At 63.8% G+C, this 14,989-nt stretch carries 14 protein-coding genes; 5 read left to right on the top strand and 9 right to left on the bottom strand.

All coding sequences use genetic code 11. The features are described 5' to 3' along the window. The 5 genes from NKJ00_RS04790 (at window position 1) to NKJ00_RS04770 (ending at window position 4,287) form a co-directional block, all read left to right on the top strand. Window positions 1–1,527 carry an acyl--CoA ligase gene (locus NKJ00_RS04790; protein WP_352628977.1) on the top strand — a complete coding sequence of 509 codons (1,527 nt, stop codon included), beginning with the start codon at window positions 1–3 and terminating at the stop codon, window positions 1,525–1,527. A gap of 2 nt (window positions 1,528–1,529) precedes the next feature. Continuing rightward, window positions 1,530–2,510, top strand: coding sequence for a 2-dehydropantoate 2-reductase (locus tag NKJ00_RS04785; protein ID WP_352628975.1), 981 nt, complete (start codon window positions 1,530–1,532; stop codon window positions 2,508–2,510). 95 nt (window positions 2,511–2,605) lie between these two features. Continuing rightward, window positions 2,606–2,989 carry an SMU1112c/YaeR family gloxylase I-like metalloprotein gene (gene gloA2, locus NKJ00_RS04780; RefSeq protein WP_352628973.1) on the top strand — a complete coding sequence of 128 codons (384 nt, stop codon included), beginning with the start codon at window positions 2,606–2,608 and terminating at the stop codon, window positions 2,987–2,989. Between the two features lie 104 nt (window positions 2,990–3,093). Beyond that, window positions 3,094–3,324 (top strand): hypothetical protein, encoded by a 231-nt coding sequence (locus NKJ00_RS04775; RefSeq protein ID WP_127294637.1) that lies wholly within the window; start codon window positions 3,094–3,096, stop codon window positions 3,322–3,324. A 159-nt stretch (window positions 3,325–3,483) separates the two neighbouring features. Further along, complete coding sequence (locus tag NKJ00_RS04770; RefSeq protein WP_352628971.1) at window positions 3,484–4,287, top strand: methyltransferase; 804 nt, start codon at window positions 3,484–3,486, stop codon at window positions 4,285–4,287. A 185-nt stretch (window positions 4,288–4,472) separates the two neighbouring features. On the opposite strand, the gene NKJ00_RS04765 is transcribed toward NKJ00_RS04770, so the two are convergent. The 9 genes from NKJ00_RS04765 to NKJ00_RS04725 form a co-directional block, all read right to left on the bottom strand. Beyond that, on the bottom strand, window positions 4,473–5,531 hold the full coding sequence (locus NKJ00_RS04765) for an aminopeptidase (protein WP_352628969.1): 1,059 nt from the start codon (window positions 5,529–5,531) through the stop codon (window positions 4,473–4,475). Window positions 5,532–5,705: 174 nt separating this feature from the next. Next, window positions 5,706–6,677, bottom strand: coding sequence for a branched-chain amino acid ABC transporter permease (locus tag NKJ00_RS04760; protein ID WP_352553209.1), 972 nt, complete (start codon window positions 6,675–6,677; stop codon window positions 5,706–5,708). Between the two features lies 1 nt (window position 6,678). Then, window positions 6,679–7,566: a branched-chain amino acid ABC transporter permease gene (locus NKJ00_RS04755; protein ID WP_127294643.1), complete on the bottom strand. Its 888-nt coding sequence runs from the start codon at window positions 7,564–7,566 to the stop codon at window positions 6,679–6,681. A gap of 7 nt (window positions 7,567–7,573) precedes the next feature. Next, window positions 7,574–8,284: an ABC transporter ATP-binding protein gene (locus NKJ00_RS04750; RefSeq protein ID WP_352628967.1), complete on the bottom strand. Its 711-nt coding sequence runs from the start codon at window positions 8,282–8,284 to the stop codon at window positions 7,574–7,576. Continuing rightward, entirely contained in the window at window positions 8,277–9,056 is a 780-nt protein-coding gene (locus NKJ00_RS04745) for an ABC transporter ATP-binding protein (RefSeq protein WP_352628965.1), read from the bottom strand. The genes NKJ00_RS04750 and NKJ00_RS04745 overlap by 8 nt, the downstream gene beginning before the upstream one ends. A gap of 12 nt (window positions 9,057–9,068) precedes the next feature. After that, window positions 9,069–10,277: an ABC transporter substrate-binding protein gene (locus NKJ00_RS04740; RefSeq protein ID WP_027040146.1), complete on the bottom strand. Its 1,209-nt coding sequence runs from the start codon at window positions 10,275–10,277 to the stop codon at window positions 9,069–9,071. A gap of 209 nt (window positions 10,278–10,486) precedes the next feature. Further along, on the bottom strand, window positions 10,487–12,250 hold the full coding sequence (locus NKJ00_RS04735) for an ABC transporter ATP-binding protein (protein ID WP_352628963.1): 1,764 nt from the start codon (window positions 12,248–12,250) through the stop codon (window positions 10,487–10,489). 208 nt (window positions 12,251–12,458) lie between these two features. Then, window positions 12,459–13,403, bottom strand: a complete 945-nt coding sequence (locus tag NKJ00_RS04730) for an acetamidase/formamidase family protein (RefSeq protein WP_352628961.1) — start codon at window positions 13,401–13,403, stop codon at window positions 12,459–12,461. After that, complete coding sequence (locus NKJ00_RS04725; RefSeq protein WP_502895855.1) at window positions 13,393–14,988, bottom strand: ABC transporter substrate-binding protein; 1,596 nt, start codon at window positions 14,986–14,988, stop codon at window positions 13,393–13,395. The genes NKJ00_RS04730 and NKJ00_RS04725 overlap by 11 nt, the downstream gene beginning before the upstream one ends. Window position 14,989: the final 1 nt, after the last annotated feature.

Below are 14,989 nucleotides of genomic sequence, written 5' to 3'. Positions count from 1 at the left end.
ATGACCCAAACTGAAACCCACGCAGATCTCTCCCGCCGTCTCGCCGCCGGCGTCGACGATGCGCCCGCCATTCTGGCACCCGACAGGGCGACGCTCAGCCATGGCGGATTGCGCAGCCTGATCGCCGACACCGCAAAACAGCTGCATGCGCGCGGCATTGGCCGGGGCGACAGGGTGGCCATCGTGCTGCCGAACGGGCCCGAGATGGCCACTGCCTTCGTCGCCGTAGCGGCCGCCGCTTCGACGGCACCGCTCAACCCCGCCTACCGGGCCGACGAGCTCGATTTCTACCTCACCGACATCGGCGCCAAGGCGATCCTCGTTGCGGAGGGCGAGACCGGACCGGCGGTGACGGTGGCCGAACGCCTCGGCATCGGCGTGCTGCGGCTTGTCGTGCAGCCCGGCACACCCGCCGGCAGCTTCACGATCGAGGGCGCAGCGATCGGACCGCAGGCCGCGCCCGACATGGCGCAGGACGGTGACATCGCGCTGTTGCTGCACACTTCGGGCACGACGTCGCGGCCAAAACTGGTGCCGCTCAGCCATGCCAACATCGCGGCCTCATCAGCCCACATCGGCGCGACGCTTGGCCTGACGGCCGATGACCGCTGCCTCAACATCATGCCGCTGTTCCACATTCACGGCCTGATCGCGGCCGTGCTATCGTCGCTGGCATCGGGCGGCAGCATCTACTGCACGCCCGGCTTCAACGCGCTGCGCTTCTTCCAGTGGCTGAGCGAGGCACAACCAAGCTGGTACACGGCGGTGCCGACCATGCATCAGGCGATCCTGCCGCGCGCGGCGCGCAACACCGAGGCCCTGGCGGCTGCGCGGCTGCGCTTCATTCGCTCGTCCTCGGCGTCGCTGCCGGCACAAGTGATGGCTGAGCTCGAGGCGACCTTCGGCTGCCCGGTGATCGAATCCTACGGGATGACCGAGGCCGCGCACCAGATGGCGTCGAACCGGCTGCCGCCGGGCCAGCGCAAGCCCGGCAGCGTCGGTGCCTCCGGCGGTCCGGACGTGGCTGTGATGGCACCCGACGGTCGGCTGCTCGAACCCGGAGAGACCGGCGAGATCGTCATTCGCGGACCCAATGTGACCGCGGGTTACGAGAAGAACCCGGACGCCAACGCCACGGCTTTCGCGCATGGCTGGTTCCACACCGGCGACCAGGGCGTGCTCGACGAGGACTTCTATCTCAGGGTCACCGGACGGCTCAAGGAGATCATCAACCGCGGCGGCGAAAAGATCTCGCCGCTCGAGGTCGACGATGTGCTGATGGACCATCCGGCTGTGGCGCAGGTCGTCACCTTCGCCATGCCGCATGACAAACTTGGCGAGGAGGTGGCTGCGGCGGTTGTGCTACGCGAAGGCATCAGCGCCACCGAGGGCGACATTCGCACCTATGCCGCGACGCGGCTTGCCGACTTCAAAGTGCCGCGCAAGATCCTGATCCTGGACGAGATCCCCAAGGGCGCGACCGGCAAATTGCAGCGCATCGGCCTTGCGGCCAAACTCGGGCTTTGACGATGAAGATCACCATCTTCGGCGCCGGCGCGATCGGCGGCTATCTCGCGGCCAAGCTCGCCATCACTGGGCGGACCGATCTTTCGATCGTCGCGCGCGGGGCGCATCTGGAAGCGATCAAGGCAAATGGCCTGCGCCTGATCGAGGACGGCCAGGAGACGTCCGTCCCCGTCCGGGCCGCCGCGAAAGCCGAGGAACTTGGCGTCCAGGATTATGTGGTTCTGGCGCTAAAAGCCCATTCCCTCACCTCGGCCCTTGACCAGATCGCCCCGCTACTCGGGCAAGACACCGCCGTCGTCACCATGCAGAACGGCGTGCCCTGGTGGTATTTCCACGGCGTCGGCGGTCCGCTCGAAGGCACCAGGCTGAACGCGGTCGATCCGGGCGGCGCGATCTGGCAGCGGATCGGACCGCAGCGCATCATCGGCTCGGTTGTCTATCCCGCGGTCGAGGTCGATGCGCCGGGCCTCATCCGCCATGTCGAGGGCAAGCGTTTCTCGCTCGGCGAGCCCTCGGGCGAGCGCAGCGAACGGGTCACGCTTCTGGCCGAGGAGATGGTCAAGGCCGGGCTGCAGGTGCCGGTGCGCGACGACATACGCAGCGAGATCTGGGTGAAGCTGTGGGGCAATCTCTCCTTCAATCCGATCTCGGCGCTGACCGGCAGCACGCTGGCGGCGATCGTCGCCGACGAAGGCACCCGCACGCTCGCCCGCACCATGATGCTGGAGGCGCAGGCGATCGGCGAAAGCCTCGGCGTGCGTTTTCCCATAGCGGTCGACCGGCGCATCAAGGGCGCCGGCGATGTCGGCGAACACAAGACCTCGATGCTGCAGGACCTGGAGCGCGGCCGGCCGATGGAAATCGACGCGCTGGTGAGCGCGGTGCAGGAACTTGGCCGGCTAACGGACAAGCCGACCCCGACCATCGATGCCGTGCTGGCGCTGGTGCGGCGGCTGGCGGTGGAACGCGGGTGTTATGGGTGAGGTGGAAGGACAGGGCAAATCGGAGCCGTGGCGCGCGACGATCCAGGCCTTGAAGCACCTTGGCCTCATATCCCAGCTTGACCAAGGTTAGCAGCATGCTGAACGCCATTCACCACGTCGCGCTCATCTGCACCGACTATGACCGGTCGCGACGGTTCTACGTCGAACTCCTCGGCCTCGATCTGATCCGGGAGGTTTATCGGGAGGAGCGGCAGTCATGGAAGGCAGATCTGCGGATCGGGTCGGCCCAACTGGAATTGTTCTCCTTCCCTGCACCGGCGATGCGGCCGTCCCACCCAGAGGCTACAGGCCTGAGACATCTGGCATTTGCTGTGGCTAATCTTGAGCCCGTAATTATCCACCTGGAAGCCGCAGGCGTTGCCGTCGAGCCAATCCGGATCGACCCATACACAGACCAACGGTTTACCTTTTTCAGAGACCCGGATGGATTGCCGCTGGAACTCTACGAAGCCCCATAAGGAACGCTTCGCTTTCACGACGGGCGCTGTGTACTGACGGTCTCGGTATCGGCGGACCGCGAATCTGTGCTAAGCGCCGCCCAACCAACCAAAGGACGACACCAATGAGCGAACTGACCGTGGCCGAGGCGACCGAGAGCATCTATGCCTCGCTCCGGGCGGACAATGCCGACATCGACACACATATCGCGGCGCTTAAGGCGGCGCTGACGCGAGAGGGGATCAAACAGGCGGTGTTCGATCCGACCAAGCTGGCGCAGAACAACCGCTCGGGCCGCAAGTTGATGCAGGCTTATTTTCGGCAGCGCGGCGTGAGCGTGAAGTTCTCAGACTAGAGCCGCGCGCGGGCGATCTCAACCGCGCCGTTGGGGAGTTCTCGGTCGGGACATGCGCCACCTGGATGCCGGGTCGCGCCGCATGCCAGACGTTGAAGACGGCGGTAGACATTCTCAGCAGCCGGCGTTCGTTCAGCTTTACCAGGAGGGAGATGTGACATGGTGGATTTTGACCGGATCGACAAGTTGATCGCAGCGGTGCCCCCCGCCTTGGCGCTTCGCGCCGGATTGGACCTTGGCATCTTCACCCGGCTCAGTGAAAGCGCGGTGACTGCCGACAGCCTCGCGGCCACCCTCAAAGTCGAACCCGATCGTCTGTCACGGCTCCTCTACGCGCTCGCCAGCATCGGCCTCCTTGAAGTCAAGGATGGTCAATTTCGCAACGGAGCCGAAGCGTCGGAGTTCCTCGACGCGTCCAAGCCGACCTATCGCGGCGGCGATCATGCGCTGCTGCGCGAGCTCTGGGGAGCCGACCTTTTGACCGCAGAGTCGCTGCGACAGAACCGGCCGGCCGCGCTGCACGACTTTTCCGAGGCGGGACCTGAGTCCGCGGCGGCCTTCAGCCGCATGCTCGCACCGGGTGGGGTGATTTTCGGCCGACATCTGGCCCAGGAGATGGACCTCTCGGCGGTCGGTTCGGTGATCGACATCGGCGGGGGTGCCGGGACCATACTGGTCGGGCTTCGCGAGCGGTGGCCGCACATTGCGGCGACGCTGATGGAACTGCCGACGGTCTCAGCGGTCGCGCCAGCCATCCTGTCGGAATACGGTGCCGACGACGTGGTTGTCGAAGAGGGGGACATAACCGTCGCGCCATCGGTCGGTCGGCAACGATCTGGCGATCCTGAAGGCCGTCGTCCAGGTGCTTCCGCCGGACCAGGCGCGCAGTTCGATCCTGAACGCGGCGCGTTGCCTTACACATGGCGGCGAGATCGCAATTGCGGGGTGGGGTGTCGTCGATGACGACCGCCTCGGCCCGCCTGAGGGTGTCTTTCTCAATCTCACCTTTCTGAACCTCTATCGCCACGGCGAATCGTACACTGAAGGTCAGTATCGCGCGTGGATGACCGAGGCTGGATTCCGCGATATCTCCAGGTCGCGCCTGACGGACGGCTGCACGTTGTTTCGTGCGCGACTCTCGGGCTGACTCAATAACAGCGATCTGCCGCCGCAAGTGCTTCGACGCGGTGAGCTTCGTCCAGTGCGCCAATCCGCCGGACCGATGCATAGAACCTGACATAGTCGCCCGAACACAAGTCGAACAGGCGGAGAAACGCGGTCACCCGATCGCTATAGACGGAAGTCGCGGCGAGCTTTGCATTGTTGATCGGGGACGCGAACCAGGCATCGTATCCTCGGTATCGGCCCCAGCGCGTGTCGCGCATGTGTCGGTAGCGCATCCGCAGCCGTTCAATCGCGGCCGTCTTCGCGGCCAGTTTTTGCTCCGAGGTGCCGGAGTTGGAATAGACTTGCGCCAACTCGTCCCGGGTCCGCGACACCAGCGAAAGAAATTCAGCCTTGCGTCCCCGGGCGGCTTCGTAACGGCGCAATGCGGCGGTATCGCCAGTCGCGCGCAGCCATTTTTTCACGCCGGTTGTTTCGACGGCGACAGCGAACGCCTCGTTGAAAGCGGAATCGTCGTGCACATAGACGCGCTGGTGGGCCAGTTCATGGAAAATCAGCCCTGCAAGATAGGTTTTATCCTCGCCGAACATCGTGCTTAGCAGCGGGTCACTCGACCAGCCAAGCGTGGAATATGCAGTGATGCCCGTCACATAGACGTCCATGCCCTGTTCTTGAAGTTCGACAGCGGTTTCAGTCGCGGACTTCCTGGAGAAATATCCCCGGTAGGGAACGCAGCCGAAAACAGGAAAACACCATGTTCGCGGCGTCAGCGAAAATGCCGGCGCGGCGAAGACAGCCCATGTCACCGAGTCCCGACCAATGTCGACATAGCTGCGGTAGCTGTTGTTGTCGGGCAACGCCAGTTCATCTGTCGCAAACTGTCGTATGGCGCTCGCCGATGCCATTCGGGCGCGCAACGCCTTCGGCGTCGAAGGATCCTCGATCAGTTTTCCGACATCCTGGCGTGCGGTCATGATCTGCAGATGACCCTTCATGGATTGCGCGTAGTAGGAAATGCTGGTGCAGCCGGTCACGCCGGACACCACGGTCATAACCGCAACCAATCGAAAGAATGCGCGCATCACGATTTGTCCACAGCAGTGCTCACCCGTTCCGATGGGGTCGCGATTGCCCCAGGTCGCAAGCAGTCGCCTCGATTGATCGAGGTCTATAGTTTTCTGAAGAATCCGGACAGGTGCTCATTGTGGTGACGCATGTCACCACGCGCAAACCGCGTCCCACCAACCTGCAGCTGATCAGTCCTTTCCCGCCCGCCCGAAAATCCGCGCGTAAAATTCGCCGACGATGCCGCGCCGGAAGATCAGCACGCACACCATGAAGATCAGGCCGGTGGCGATGGTCACCGGAAAGCCGGAAGTGGCAAGCGTGTTTTCCAGGCCGATGACAAGGCTGGCGCCGATGATCGGCCCGACCATCGTACCGATGCCGCCGAGAAGCGTCATCAGGATCACCTCGCCCGACATCTGCCAGGTGACGTCGGTGAGCGTGGCGAACTGGAAGACGATCGCCTTGAGCGAGCCGGCCAGCCCGGCCAGCGCCGCCGACATGACGAAGGCGCCCAGCTTGTAGTTGGCGACGGAATAGCCCAGCGAAATGGCGCGGTTCTCGTTCTCGCGGATCGAGCGCAGGATCATGCCGAACGGCGAATTGACGATGCGCCAGATGGCGAAGACGCCGATCAGGAACACCGCCAGCACGAAATAATACATGTTCAGCGAGACGTTCAGGTCGAGGACGCCTAGCAGCATGCCGCGCGGTATGCCCTGAATGCCGTCCTCGCCTTGCGTGAACGGCGCCTGCACGCAGAAGAAGAAGAACATCTGCGACAGCGCCAGCGTGATCATGGCGAAATAGATGCCTTGCCGGCGAATGGCGAAGAAGCCCATGACGAGGCCGAGCAGGGCCGCACCCGCCATGCCGAGCAGAATGCCGGCTTCCGGCGGCCAGCCCCAGACCTTGACGGCATGCGCGGTGAAATAGGCGGCGCCGCCAAAGAAGGTTGCGTGGCCGAATGACAGCAGCCCGGTGTAACCAAGCAGAAGATTGAACGCGCAGGCAAACAGCGCGAAGCACAGCATCTTCATCAGGAAGATCGGATAGACCAGGAAGGGTGCGACCAGCAGCGCCAGGATGCCGAGCCCGACCAGCGTCCATTCAAGCCGTGCCGAGGTTTTGGCCGATGTCTCGCGAAGCGTCAGTTCCGACATGTCAGGCGTCCCTTCCGAACAGGCCGGCCGGCCGGACCAGAAGCACAATCGCCATGATGACGAAGACCACGAGGTTGGAGGCCTCGGGATAGAAGACCTTGGTCAGGCCTTCGGCAAGGCCAAGCATGTAGCCGGTGACGATGGCGCCAAGGATCGATCCCATGCCGCCGACCACGACGACGGCGAAGACGACGATGATGAGATCCGACCCCATAAGCGGGCTCACCTGATAGATCGGCGCTGCCAGAATCCCGGCAAGCCCGGCCAGCGCGGAGCCGAGGCCGTAGGTCAGGGTCAGCAGCAACGGCACGTTGACGCCGAAAGCCTGGACGAGGCGGGGATTCTCCGTCGCGGCGCGCAGGTAGGAACCGAGCCTGGTCTTCTCGATCAGCGCCCAGGTTCCGAAGCAGACGATCAGCGAGGCGACGACGACCCAGCCGCGATAGTTGGGCAGGAACATGAAGCCGAGATTGGTGCCTCCCGAAAGCAGCGGCGGTACGGCGTAGGGGTTTCCCGAGACGCCGTAATAGTAGCGGAAGATGCCTTCGAGCACGAGCGCGAGGCCGAAGGTGAAGAGCAGCCCGTAGAGCGGGTCGAGGTCGTACAGCCGCGACAGCGCCAGGCGCTCGACCACGATGCCGAAGACACCGACGATCAGCGGTGCAAGGATCAGCGCCGGCCAGTAGCCGATGCCGAGATGGGTGAGCAGCAGATAACCGACGAAGGCGCCGAGCATATATTGGGCGCCATGGGCGAAATTGATGACTCGCAGCAGGCCGAATATGACAGCCAGGCCCAGGCTCAGCATGGCGTAGAACGAGCCGTTGATCAGGCCGACCAGCAACTGGCCGAGGAAAGCCTGAACGGGGATGCCGAAGATCATCGTCATGGCGCCATCATACACCCAGGACTTCGTGGAGCAGCGTCATGCGGTCCGGCAGTTCGCCGACCGGAAACCCCGCCACCACCTTGCCGTGCTCCATCAGATAGAAACGGTCGGCGACACGACTGGCGAAGCGGAAGTTCTGCTCGACCAGCAGGATCGTCATGCCGCGCTTTTTCAACGTCGCCAGCAACGCGCCAATGCGCTGCACGATGACGGGGGCCAAACCCTCCGTCGGCTCGTCGAGAAGCAGCATTTTCACACCGGTTCTCAACATGCGCGCGATCGCCAGCATCTGCTGTTCGCCGCCCGACAGCCTCGTGCCTGGACTGTTGCGCCGCTCCTTCAGATTGGGGAACAGATCGAAAATCTCCTCGACGCTCATGCCGCCCTGCGCGACGACCGGCGGCAGAACCAGGTTCTCGTCGACGGTCAGCGTCGCGAAGATACCGCGCTCCTCCGGCACGAAGCCGATGCCTTGATGCGCGGTCCGGTGCAGCGGCAGCCGCATCAGATCCTGGCCGTCGAAAGCGATCCGGCCGGTTCGCTTGCGGATCAGCCCCATGATGGCGCGCAGCGTCGTCGTCTTGCCGACGCCGTTGCGGCCGAGCAGCGTGACCGTCTCGCCGGCAAACACCTCCAGATCGACGCCGTGCAACGCATGGCCCTCGCCATACCAGGCGTTGAGGCCGCTGACTGCAAGCAGAGGTGCGGCACTAGTCATCGGCGGTGCCCATATAGGCGATCTTGACGCGCTCGTCGCGGCTGACGCTGGCGTAGTCGCCGGCGGCCAACACCTCGCCGCGCTGCATGACCGTTATCCAGTCGCAAAGGTCGGCCACCACAGTCAAATTGTGCTCGACCATCAGAACGGCGCGATCCCTGGCCACCGAACGGATGAGGTTGGAAACGGTGGCCACGTCCTCATGCCCCATGCCGGCCATCGGCTCGTCCAGCAGCAGCACTTTCGGGTCGAGCGCCAGGGTCGTGGCGATCTCGAGCACGCGTTTCCTGCCATAGGAAAGGTCGCCGGCGAGCCTGTTCCTGGCGTCGTCGAGACCGACCGAGCGCAGCAATTCCTCGGCGCGCGGCGTCAGCCGGTCGAGCGCCGCCAGCGAGCGCCAGAACTGAACGCTGAGCCCGCCCGGCCGCTGCAGGGCGACGCGGACATTGTCGAGCACGCTGAGGTGCGGAAAAATCGCCGATATCTGGAACGAGCGCACCAGACCCATCCGCGCAACCCTGGCCGGCGAGGTGCGGGTGATGTCGTGGCCAAGCAGCTCGATCCTGCCGCTGGTCGGCGCCAGGAACTTGGTGAGCAGGTTGAAGACGGTCGTCTTGCCGGCGCCGTTGGGTCCGATCAGGGCATGGATCTTGCCATGGCGAACATCCAGATCGACGTTTTTGACGGCGATGAAGCCGGCAAAGTCACGCCGCAACCCGCGGGCGGAAAGCACCACAGGCGGCTCGTTCGCGCTCAGGTCAGTCGGCGCCATCGGCCGCGCCGATCACTGGCCGGCCGTCGGACAGCCGCTTTCCTTTTCGCTAAGGAAGGCCTCGTTGCCAGGAATGGTGGCGAGATATTTGTAGTAGTCCCACTCCTTGGTGCTCTCGGCTGGCGACTTGACCTGATAGAGGTACATGTCATGGACCATGTTGCCGTCCGCCTGCACTTTGCCGTTGGTTATCGCGGCGTCGTCCACGGGCATCGAATGCAGTTGCTTGGCGACCGCTTCGGTCTCGTCCGTGCCGGCCTTGTCGATCGCTTTCAGGTACTGCGTCACCGCCGAATAGGTCGAGGCCTGGATCATGTTCGGCATGCGGTTGGTGCGCTTGAAAAAGCGCTGCCCGAATTCGCGGCTCTTGTCGTCGCGATCCCAATAATAGCCTTCGGTCAGCACAACGCCCTGCGCCGCTTGAAGGCCAAGCCCATGCACCTCGGCCAGCGTGAACAGGAGTGCGGCAAGACGCTGACCGCCCTGCACGATGCCGAATTCGGCCGCCTGCTTGATCGAGTTGGAGGTATCGAGGCCGGCATTGGCCAAGCCGATGACCTTGGCGCCCGACGATTGCGCCTGCAGCAGGAAGGACGAATAATCGGTCGATCCCAGGGGATAACGCACCTCGCCCAGCACCTTGCCGCCATGGCTCTCGACGAACTTGGTGGTCTGATCCTTCAGCGAATAGCCGAATGCATAGTCGACGGTGACGAAGAACCAGCTGTCGCCGCCCTGCTGCACGAGAGAGCCGCCGGTGCCCACCGCTTGCGAATGTGTGTCATAGGCCCAGTGGAAGCCATAGGGCGAGCATTGTTTGCCGGTCAGCTCCGTGGTCGCCGCGCCGGTGACGATGTCGATCTTCTTCTTTTCCTTGGAAATCCCCTGGACGGCGAGCGCCACCGAAGAGGTCGTCAGTTCCATGATGGCATCGACCTGTTCGGTGTCATACCACTGCCGCGCGATGTTGGAGGCGATATCCGGTTTGTTCTGGTGGTCGGCGCTGATGATTTCTATCGGCGCTCCCTGCACCTTGCCGCCGAAATCCTCGACCGCCATCTTGGCCGCCTCGACCGACCACTTGCCGCCGAAATCGGCATAGACGCCCGACTGGTCGTTGAGGATGCCGATCTTGACCTTGCCGTCGGAAATTTCGGCGGCCGAGGCGGGGATCGCGGATGCGGCGAGAAGCGCTGCGGAAACGAAAAGGCTTACCTTCATGGTTGACTTCCTCCCATAGCGATGAATCCGACCGACCCTCCTACGATCGATCATCGCAATGGTATTGAACATGAGGAAGATAGGGACAGAGGGCAAGAGGCCGTCCCGGATTTCGTGTTCGAAGCGATGCGCTTTGGGGACAGAATGCCGGCGTTGAGCCCGAGATAGAAACACAAACACGTGAACCGCGACCCGCGGCGGTACTTGCCTCAGCCCTCGGCGGCGACGAGGTGGCCGTTGCCGACATCCCTCAGCGCCAGTTTCAACGGCGCCTCGCCGATCCTGCGGGTGGCGCTCGGGATCTCCTGGTCGAGGCGGGCGAAGCGGCTTCTTCGCTTGGCTGGATCGGGCACCGGAACGGCTTCGATGAGGCGTCTGGTGTAGGGGTGGCGCGGGTTGGAAAAGACCTGGTCGCGCGTGCCCATCTCGACGATCTGGCCGAGATACATGACGGCGACGCGGTCGGAGATGTTCTCGACCACAGCCATGTCATGCGAGATGAAGAGATAGGCGACGCCGAATTCGCGCTGCAATTCCTTCAACAGATCGAGCACGCGCGCCTGCACCGAGACGTCGAGCGCCGAGACGCTTTCATCGGCGATGATCAGCTTCGGCCGCAGCGCAAGAGCGCGCGCGATACAGACGCGCTGGCGCTGGCCGCCGGAGAATTCATGCGGATAGAGCTCCATCTGGTCGGCCGACAGGCCGACGCGTTCGAACAGTGCAGCCACGCGGGCGTGGCGCTCTTCCTTCGAGGCGATACCGTGGATGACCAGCGGCTCGGCGACGAGGTCGCCGACGCGCATGCGCGGGTCGAGCGAGGCATAAGGATCCTGGAAAATCATCTGCACGTCGCGGCGCACCGCCTTGCGCTCGTCGCGGCCGAGGCCGGACAGATTGCGTCCGCTAATGACGATGTCGCCGGTGTACGGCACCAGTCCGGCCAGCGCCTTGGCAGTGGTCGACTTGCCGCAACCGGATTCGCCGACCAGCGCCAGCGTCTCGTTGGGCGCGATCGAAAAGCTGACGCCTTCGACGGCGTGAACACGACGATTGACCCGACCGAAGAAACCGCCATGCAGGTCGAAGCGGACATGCAGGTCCTTGACTTCGGCGACATTGGCCGGCGTCGCCGCCTCGGCATCCCTGGATTTCTGGCGGCCGACGCCGCTGCCGATGCGCGGCACGGCGGCAAGCAGCTCGCGTGTGTAGTCGGCCTGCGGCCGGGCGAAGATGTCGGCGGTTTTCCCCTCTTCGACCATGCGGCCATGCCGCATGATGATGACGCGGTCGGCCATTTCAGCGACGACGCCCATGTCGTGGGTGATCAGGATGACACTGGTGCCATGCTGGCGCTGCAGGTCGCGCAACAGCTCCAGCACCTCGCCTTGCACGGTGACGTCGAGCGCTGTCGTCGGCTCGTCGGCGATCAGCACGTCGGGCTCGAGCGCCAGCGCCATGGCGATCATCACCCGCTGACGCATGCCGCCGGACAGTTCGTGCGGAAATTGCTTTAGCCGGCTTTCGGCTTCCGAAATGCGCACCGCTTTCAGAGCCTCGATGGCGCGCCGGCGGACTTCGCCCTGCGACAGGCTGGTGTGTGCCTCAATGGATTCGGTGAGCTGCCGGCCGATCGACAGCACGGGGTTGAGCGAGGTCATCGGCTCCTGGAAGATCATGGCGATGCGGTCGCCGCGGATGCGCCGCATCCGGCGCTCGTCCAGAGTTGTCAGATCTGTATCGCCGAGATGGATTTTCCCAGACGATATGCGTGCCGAGGGCTGCGGCAGCAATTGCATGATGGCCAGTGCGGTCATCGATTTGCCGGAGCCGGATTCACCGGCAATGCAGAGCGTCTCGCCACGCGCCAAAGTCAGCGACAGGTCGGAGACGACCTCGCGCTCGCCATCTTCGCCGCGCACGCTGACGCAGAGGTTGGCGATGTGGAGGATGGGTTTGCTGGCGGCGATCATTGCGCGTGTGACCCGGAGGGGGATTTACTCCGGCACACCCCCCTCTGTCCTGCCGGACATCTCCCCCGCAAGGGGGGAGATTGGCGGCTTTGCCGCGGCGTCCATTCGTCACCGTTGAAAAGTGGCGAAGCCCGTCGTGACATCCGATCTCCCCCCTTGCGGGGGAGATGTCCGGCAGGACAGAGGGGGGTGCAGCGCCGGCCCAACCTCATTCAAACACGCAGCGCGGGAAGTAGAACGACACCACCCAGTTCGGCATGTCGACGATCTCGCTGATGCGGAGATCGCCGCAGACCGAGGCCAGCATGTAGGCCTCGACGGGGTCTATTCTGTAGCGGGTGGAAAGCAGGTCGACCATCTGGGCAACCGCCTCCTTTGCACCCGTCATCAGGTCCGGCCCAACTCCCGTCGTCACCTCATAGCCCTTGGCGTCGAGATGGCGCGTCACCGGGCCTGGCGTGGTGAAGCGCGGCGTCTTCAGCCTGGCGTCCTTAACCAGGTCGAGCTTGAACACGACGTCCATCGGGCTTTCGATCGCCGTGCCGCAGACCTCGCCGTCGCCTTGCGCGGCATGGGTATCGCCGACCGAAAACAGCGCGCCCGCCACTTCCACCGGCAGATAAAGCGTGGTGCCGGCGGCGAGATCGCGGATGTCGAGATTGCCGCCGACGCGCCGTGGCGGCACCACCGAGTGGTGGCCCTTTTCCGCCAGCGCGTTGCCGATGGTGCCGGCGAAGGGTTTCAGCGGCACCCGCGCATTTTTGCCGAACAGCGCCGGCTCGAGCGAGGCAGCGTCGTATTTCCAGATGTTCAGCGCCGGCTCCTTGAAGTCGTCGGCGAGCAGCCCGAAACCGGGAATGTTGGCCGTCCAGCCGAAGCCGGACGGTTTGAACATCTCGATCGTCACCTTCAGCGCGTCACCCGGCTCGGCGCCCTCGACGAAGATCGGCCCGGTCACCGGATTGACGGTGGCGAAGTCGAGCCTGGCGACGTCGGCGACCGTGCTGTCGGCCTGCAACTGGCCGCCGGAGGAATCCAGGCACTGGAACTCGATGGTCGAGCCAGGCGCCACCCGCTCGGCCGGGGCAAACGAATTGTCCCAGCCGAAATGATGTTGGCGCCCGTGGATGGTGTAGTCGCAGTTATTGCACATCTTTTACGTACACATTGTCGTAGTTGATCGGGATATGGACCGGGTCGACATAGAGGTTGTCGGCGCCGCCCATGCGCGCCGATTTCATGGTGAAGCGCTGCTCGTTGAAGACCGGCGCCCAAGGCGCGTCCTCCATCACCTTGTCGTAGATGGCGCTCCACATCTTGTCGCGTTCGCCAGCCTTGGCGGGATCGACCACCGAGTCGGCCTCGGCCGCCTTGGAGTCGAGATCCTTGTTGCAATACCACGACCAGTTCCAGCCGCCCGGCACCGCACCGGCGCAGCCGAGGATCGGGCCGTAGAAGTTCGACGGATCCGGGAAATCCGCGATCCAGGCCATGCCGCCGGACCAGATCATCGGTGCGCCGGCCTTGTCGCCGCCGGCGGCAATGACATTGGCCTGGGCGAGCGACTGGATGCTGGCCTTGATGCCGATGGCCGCCAGATCCTGCTGGATCGCCTGGGCGATGCGCGGGTTGGGGTCGGTGTTCATGGCGAACAATTGCGTGTCGAAACCATCGGGATGGCCGGCTTCGGCAAGCAGCGCCTTGGCCTTGGCGACGTCATAGGGGTAGCCCTTGTACTCCTTGTCGTAGCCCGGCATCGACGGCGGCAGCGGCTGGTTAGCCGGCACGGCGCGGCCGTTGATGATCTGGATGACGCGCGCCTTGTTGATCGCCATGTTGACCGCCTGGCGCACCTTCACATTGTCGAACGGCGCCATGGTGGTGTTCATGGTGACGTAGCCGGTGTGCAGCTGGCCGCCTTCGACGACGCGCGCCTTCTGCTCGGGATCGGCCATCACCTCCTGGAATTTTGCCGGCGGAATGCCGTCGCCGGGCACGTCGATCTCGCCCTTCTGCAGGCGCAACAGCGCCACGATCGGCTCCTGGCCGATCTCGAAGGTGATCTTGTCCAGATGCGGCAGGCCCTTGTGCCAATAGTCCGCATTGCGCTCGAAGACGATGCGCTGGCCGAGTGTCCACTCGGCGAGCTTGAAGGCGCCGGTGCCGACCGGATGCTTGCCGAAATCGGCGCCGTATTTCTCGACCTCTTCCTTCGGCACGACATGCGAGAAGTTGATGGCCATGACATGCAGGAAGGTGGCGTCGGGGCGGGTCAGTTCGAACTTGACCGTGTAGGGGTCGACGACGGTGACGCCGGAGAGGCTCTCGGCCTTGCCGGCGGCGACATCGTCATAGCCCTTGATCGAGCCGAAAAAGCCGGCGCCGGGGCTCTGGGTCTTTGGATTGGTGACGCGGTCGAGCGAATATTTCACGTCGTCGGCGGTCATTTCGCGGCCATTGTGAAATTTCACGCCATGGCGCAGCTTGAAGGTGAAGGTCTTCCCGTCGGGCGCTATCTCGTAGCTCTCGGCAAGGTCGGGCTTCAAATTGGTGGTGCCAGGTTCGTAATCCATCAGCCCGTCGAACAGGCTCTTGATCATCGACCAGTTCTGCCAGTCATACCCGATCGCCGGATCGAGCGTGGCGACATCGTCCTTGTAGGTGATGGTGATGGCGCCGCCCTGCTTGGCGTTCGGATCGACGGTGTCCTCGGCGCGAACACTTGTCATGCCGAGCATC

This window comes from Mesorhizobium sp. M0227, assembly GCF_040321855.1.
Classification (GTDB): domain Bacteria; phylum Pseudomonadota; class Alphaproteobacteria; order Rhizobiales; family Rhizobiaceae; genus Mesorhizobium.
Note: the sequence above shows the minus strand (reverse complement) of the source record. Positions and strands in the feature narration are given on the sequence as shown.

Excerpts from the sequence above, each read along its gene's own strand:
- NKJ00_RS04745 (WP_352628965.1), bottom strand. The coding sequence starts at position 9,056 with ATGGCGCCGACTGACCTGAGCGCGAACGAGCCGCCTGTGGTGCTTTCC.
- NKJ00_RS04750 (WP_352628967.1), bottom strand. The coding sequence starts at position 8,284 with ATGACTAGTGCCGCACCTCTGCTTGCAGTCAGCGGCCTCAACGCCTGG.
- NKJ00_RS04770 (WP_352628971.1), top strand. The coding sequence starts at position 3,484 with ATGGTGGATTTTGACCGGATCGACAAGTTGATCGCAGCGGTGCCCCCC.
- NKJ00_RS04740 (WP_027040146.1), bottom strand. The coding sequence starts at position 10,277 with ATGAAGGTAAGCCTTTTCGTTTCCGCAGCGCTTCTCGCCGCATCCGCG.
- NKJ00_RS04755 (WP_127294643.1), bottom strand. The coding sequence starts at position 7,566 with ATGACGATGATCTTCGGCATCCCCGTTCAGGCTTTCCTCGGCCAGTTG.
- NKJ00_RS04790 (WP_352628977.1), top strand. The coding sequence starts at position 1 with ATGACCCAAACTGAAACCCACGCAGATCTCTCCCGCCGTCTCGCCGCC.
- NKJ00_RS04760 (WP_352553209.1), bottom strand. The coding sequence starts at position 6,677 with ATGTCGGAACTGACGCTTCGCGAGACATCGGCCAAAACCTCGGCACGG.
- NKJ00_RS04730 (WP_352628961.1), bottom strand. The coding sequence starts at position 13,403 with ATGTGCAATAACTGCGACTACACCATCCACGGGCGCCAACATCATTTC.
- NKJ00_RS04785 (WP_352628975.1), top strand. The coding sequence starts at position 1,530 with ATGAAGATCACCATCTTCGGCGCCGGCGCGATCGGCGGCTATCTCGCG.
- NKJ00_RS04765 (WP_352628969.1), bottom strand. The coding sequence starts at position 5,531 with ATGCGCGCATTCTTTCGATTGGTTGCGGTTATGACCGTGGTGTCCGGC.
- NKJ00_RS04775 (WP_127294637.1), top strand. The coding sequence starts at position 3,094 with ATGAGCGAACTGACCGTGGCCGAGGCGACCGAGAGCATCTATGCCTCG.
- gloA2 (WP_352628973.1), top strand. The coding sequence starts at position 2,606 with ATGCTGAACGCCATTCACCACGTCGCGCTCATCTGCACCGACTATGAC.
- NKJ00_RS04725 (WP_502895855.1), bottom strand. The coding sequence starts at position 14,988 with ATGCTCGGCATGACAAGTGTTCGCGCCGAGGACACCGTCGATCCGAAC.
- NKJ00_RS04735 (WP_352628963.1), bottom strand. The coding sequence starts at position 12,250 with ATGATCGCCGCCAGCAAACCCATCCTCCACATCGCCAACCTCTGCGTC.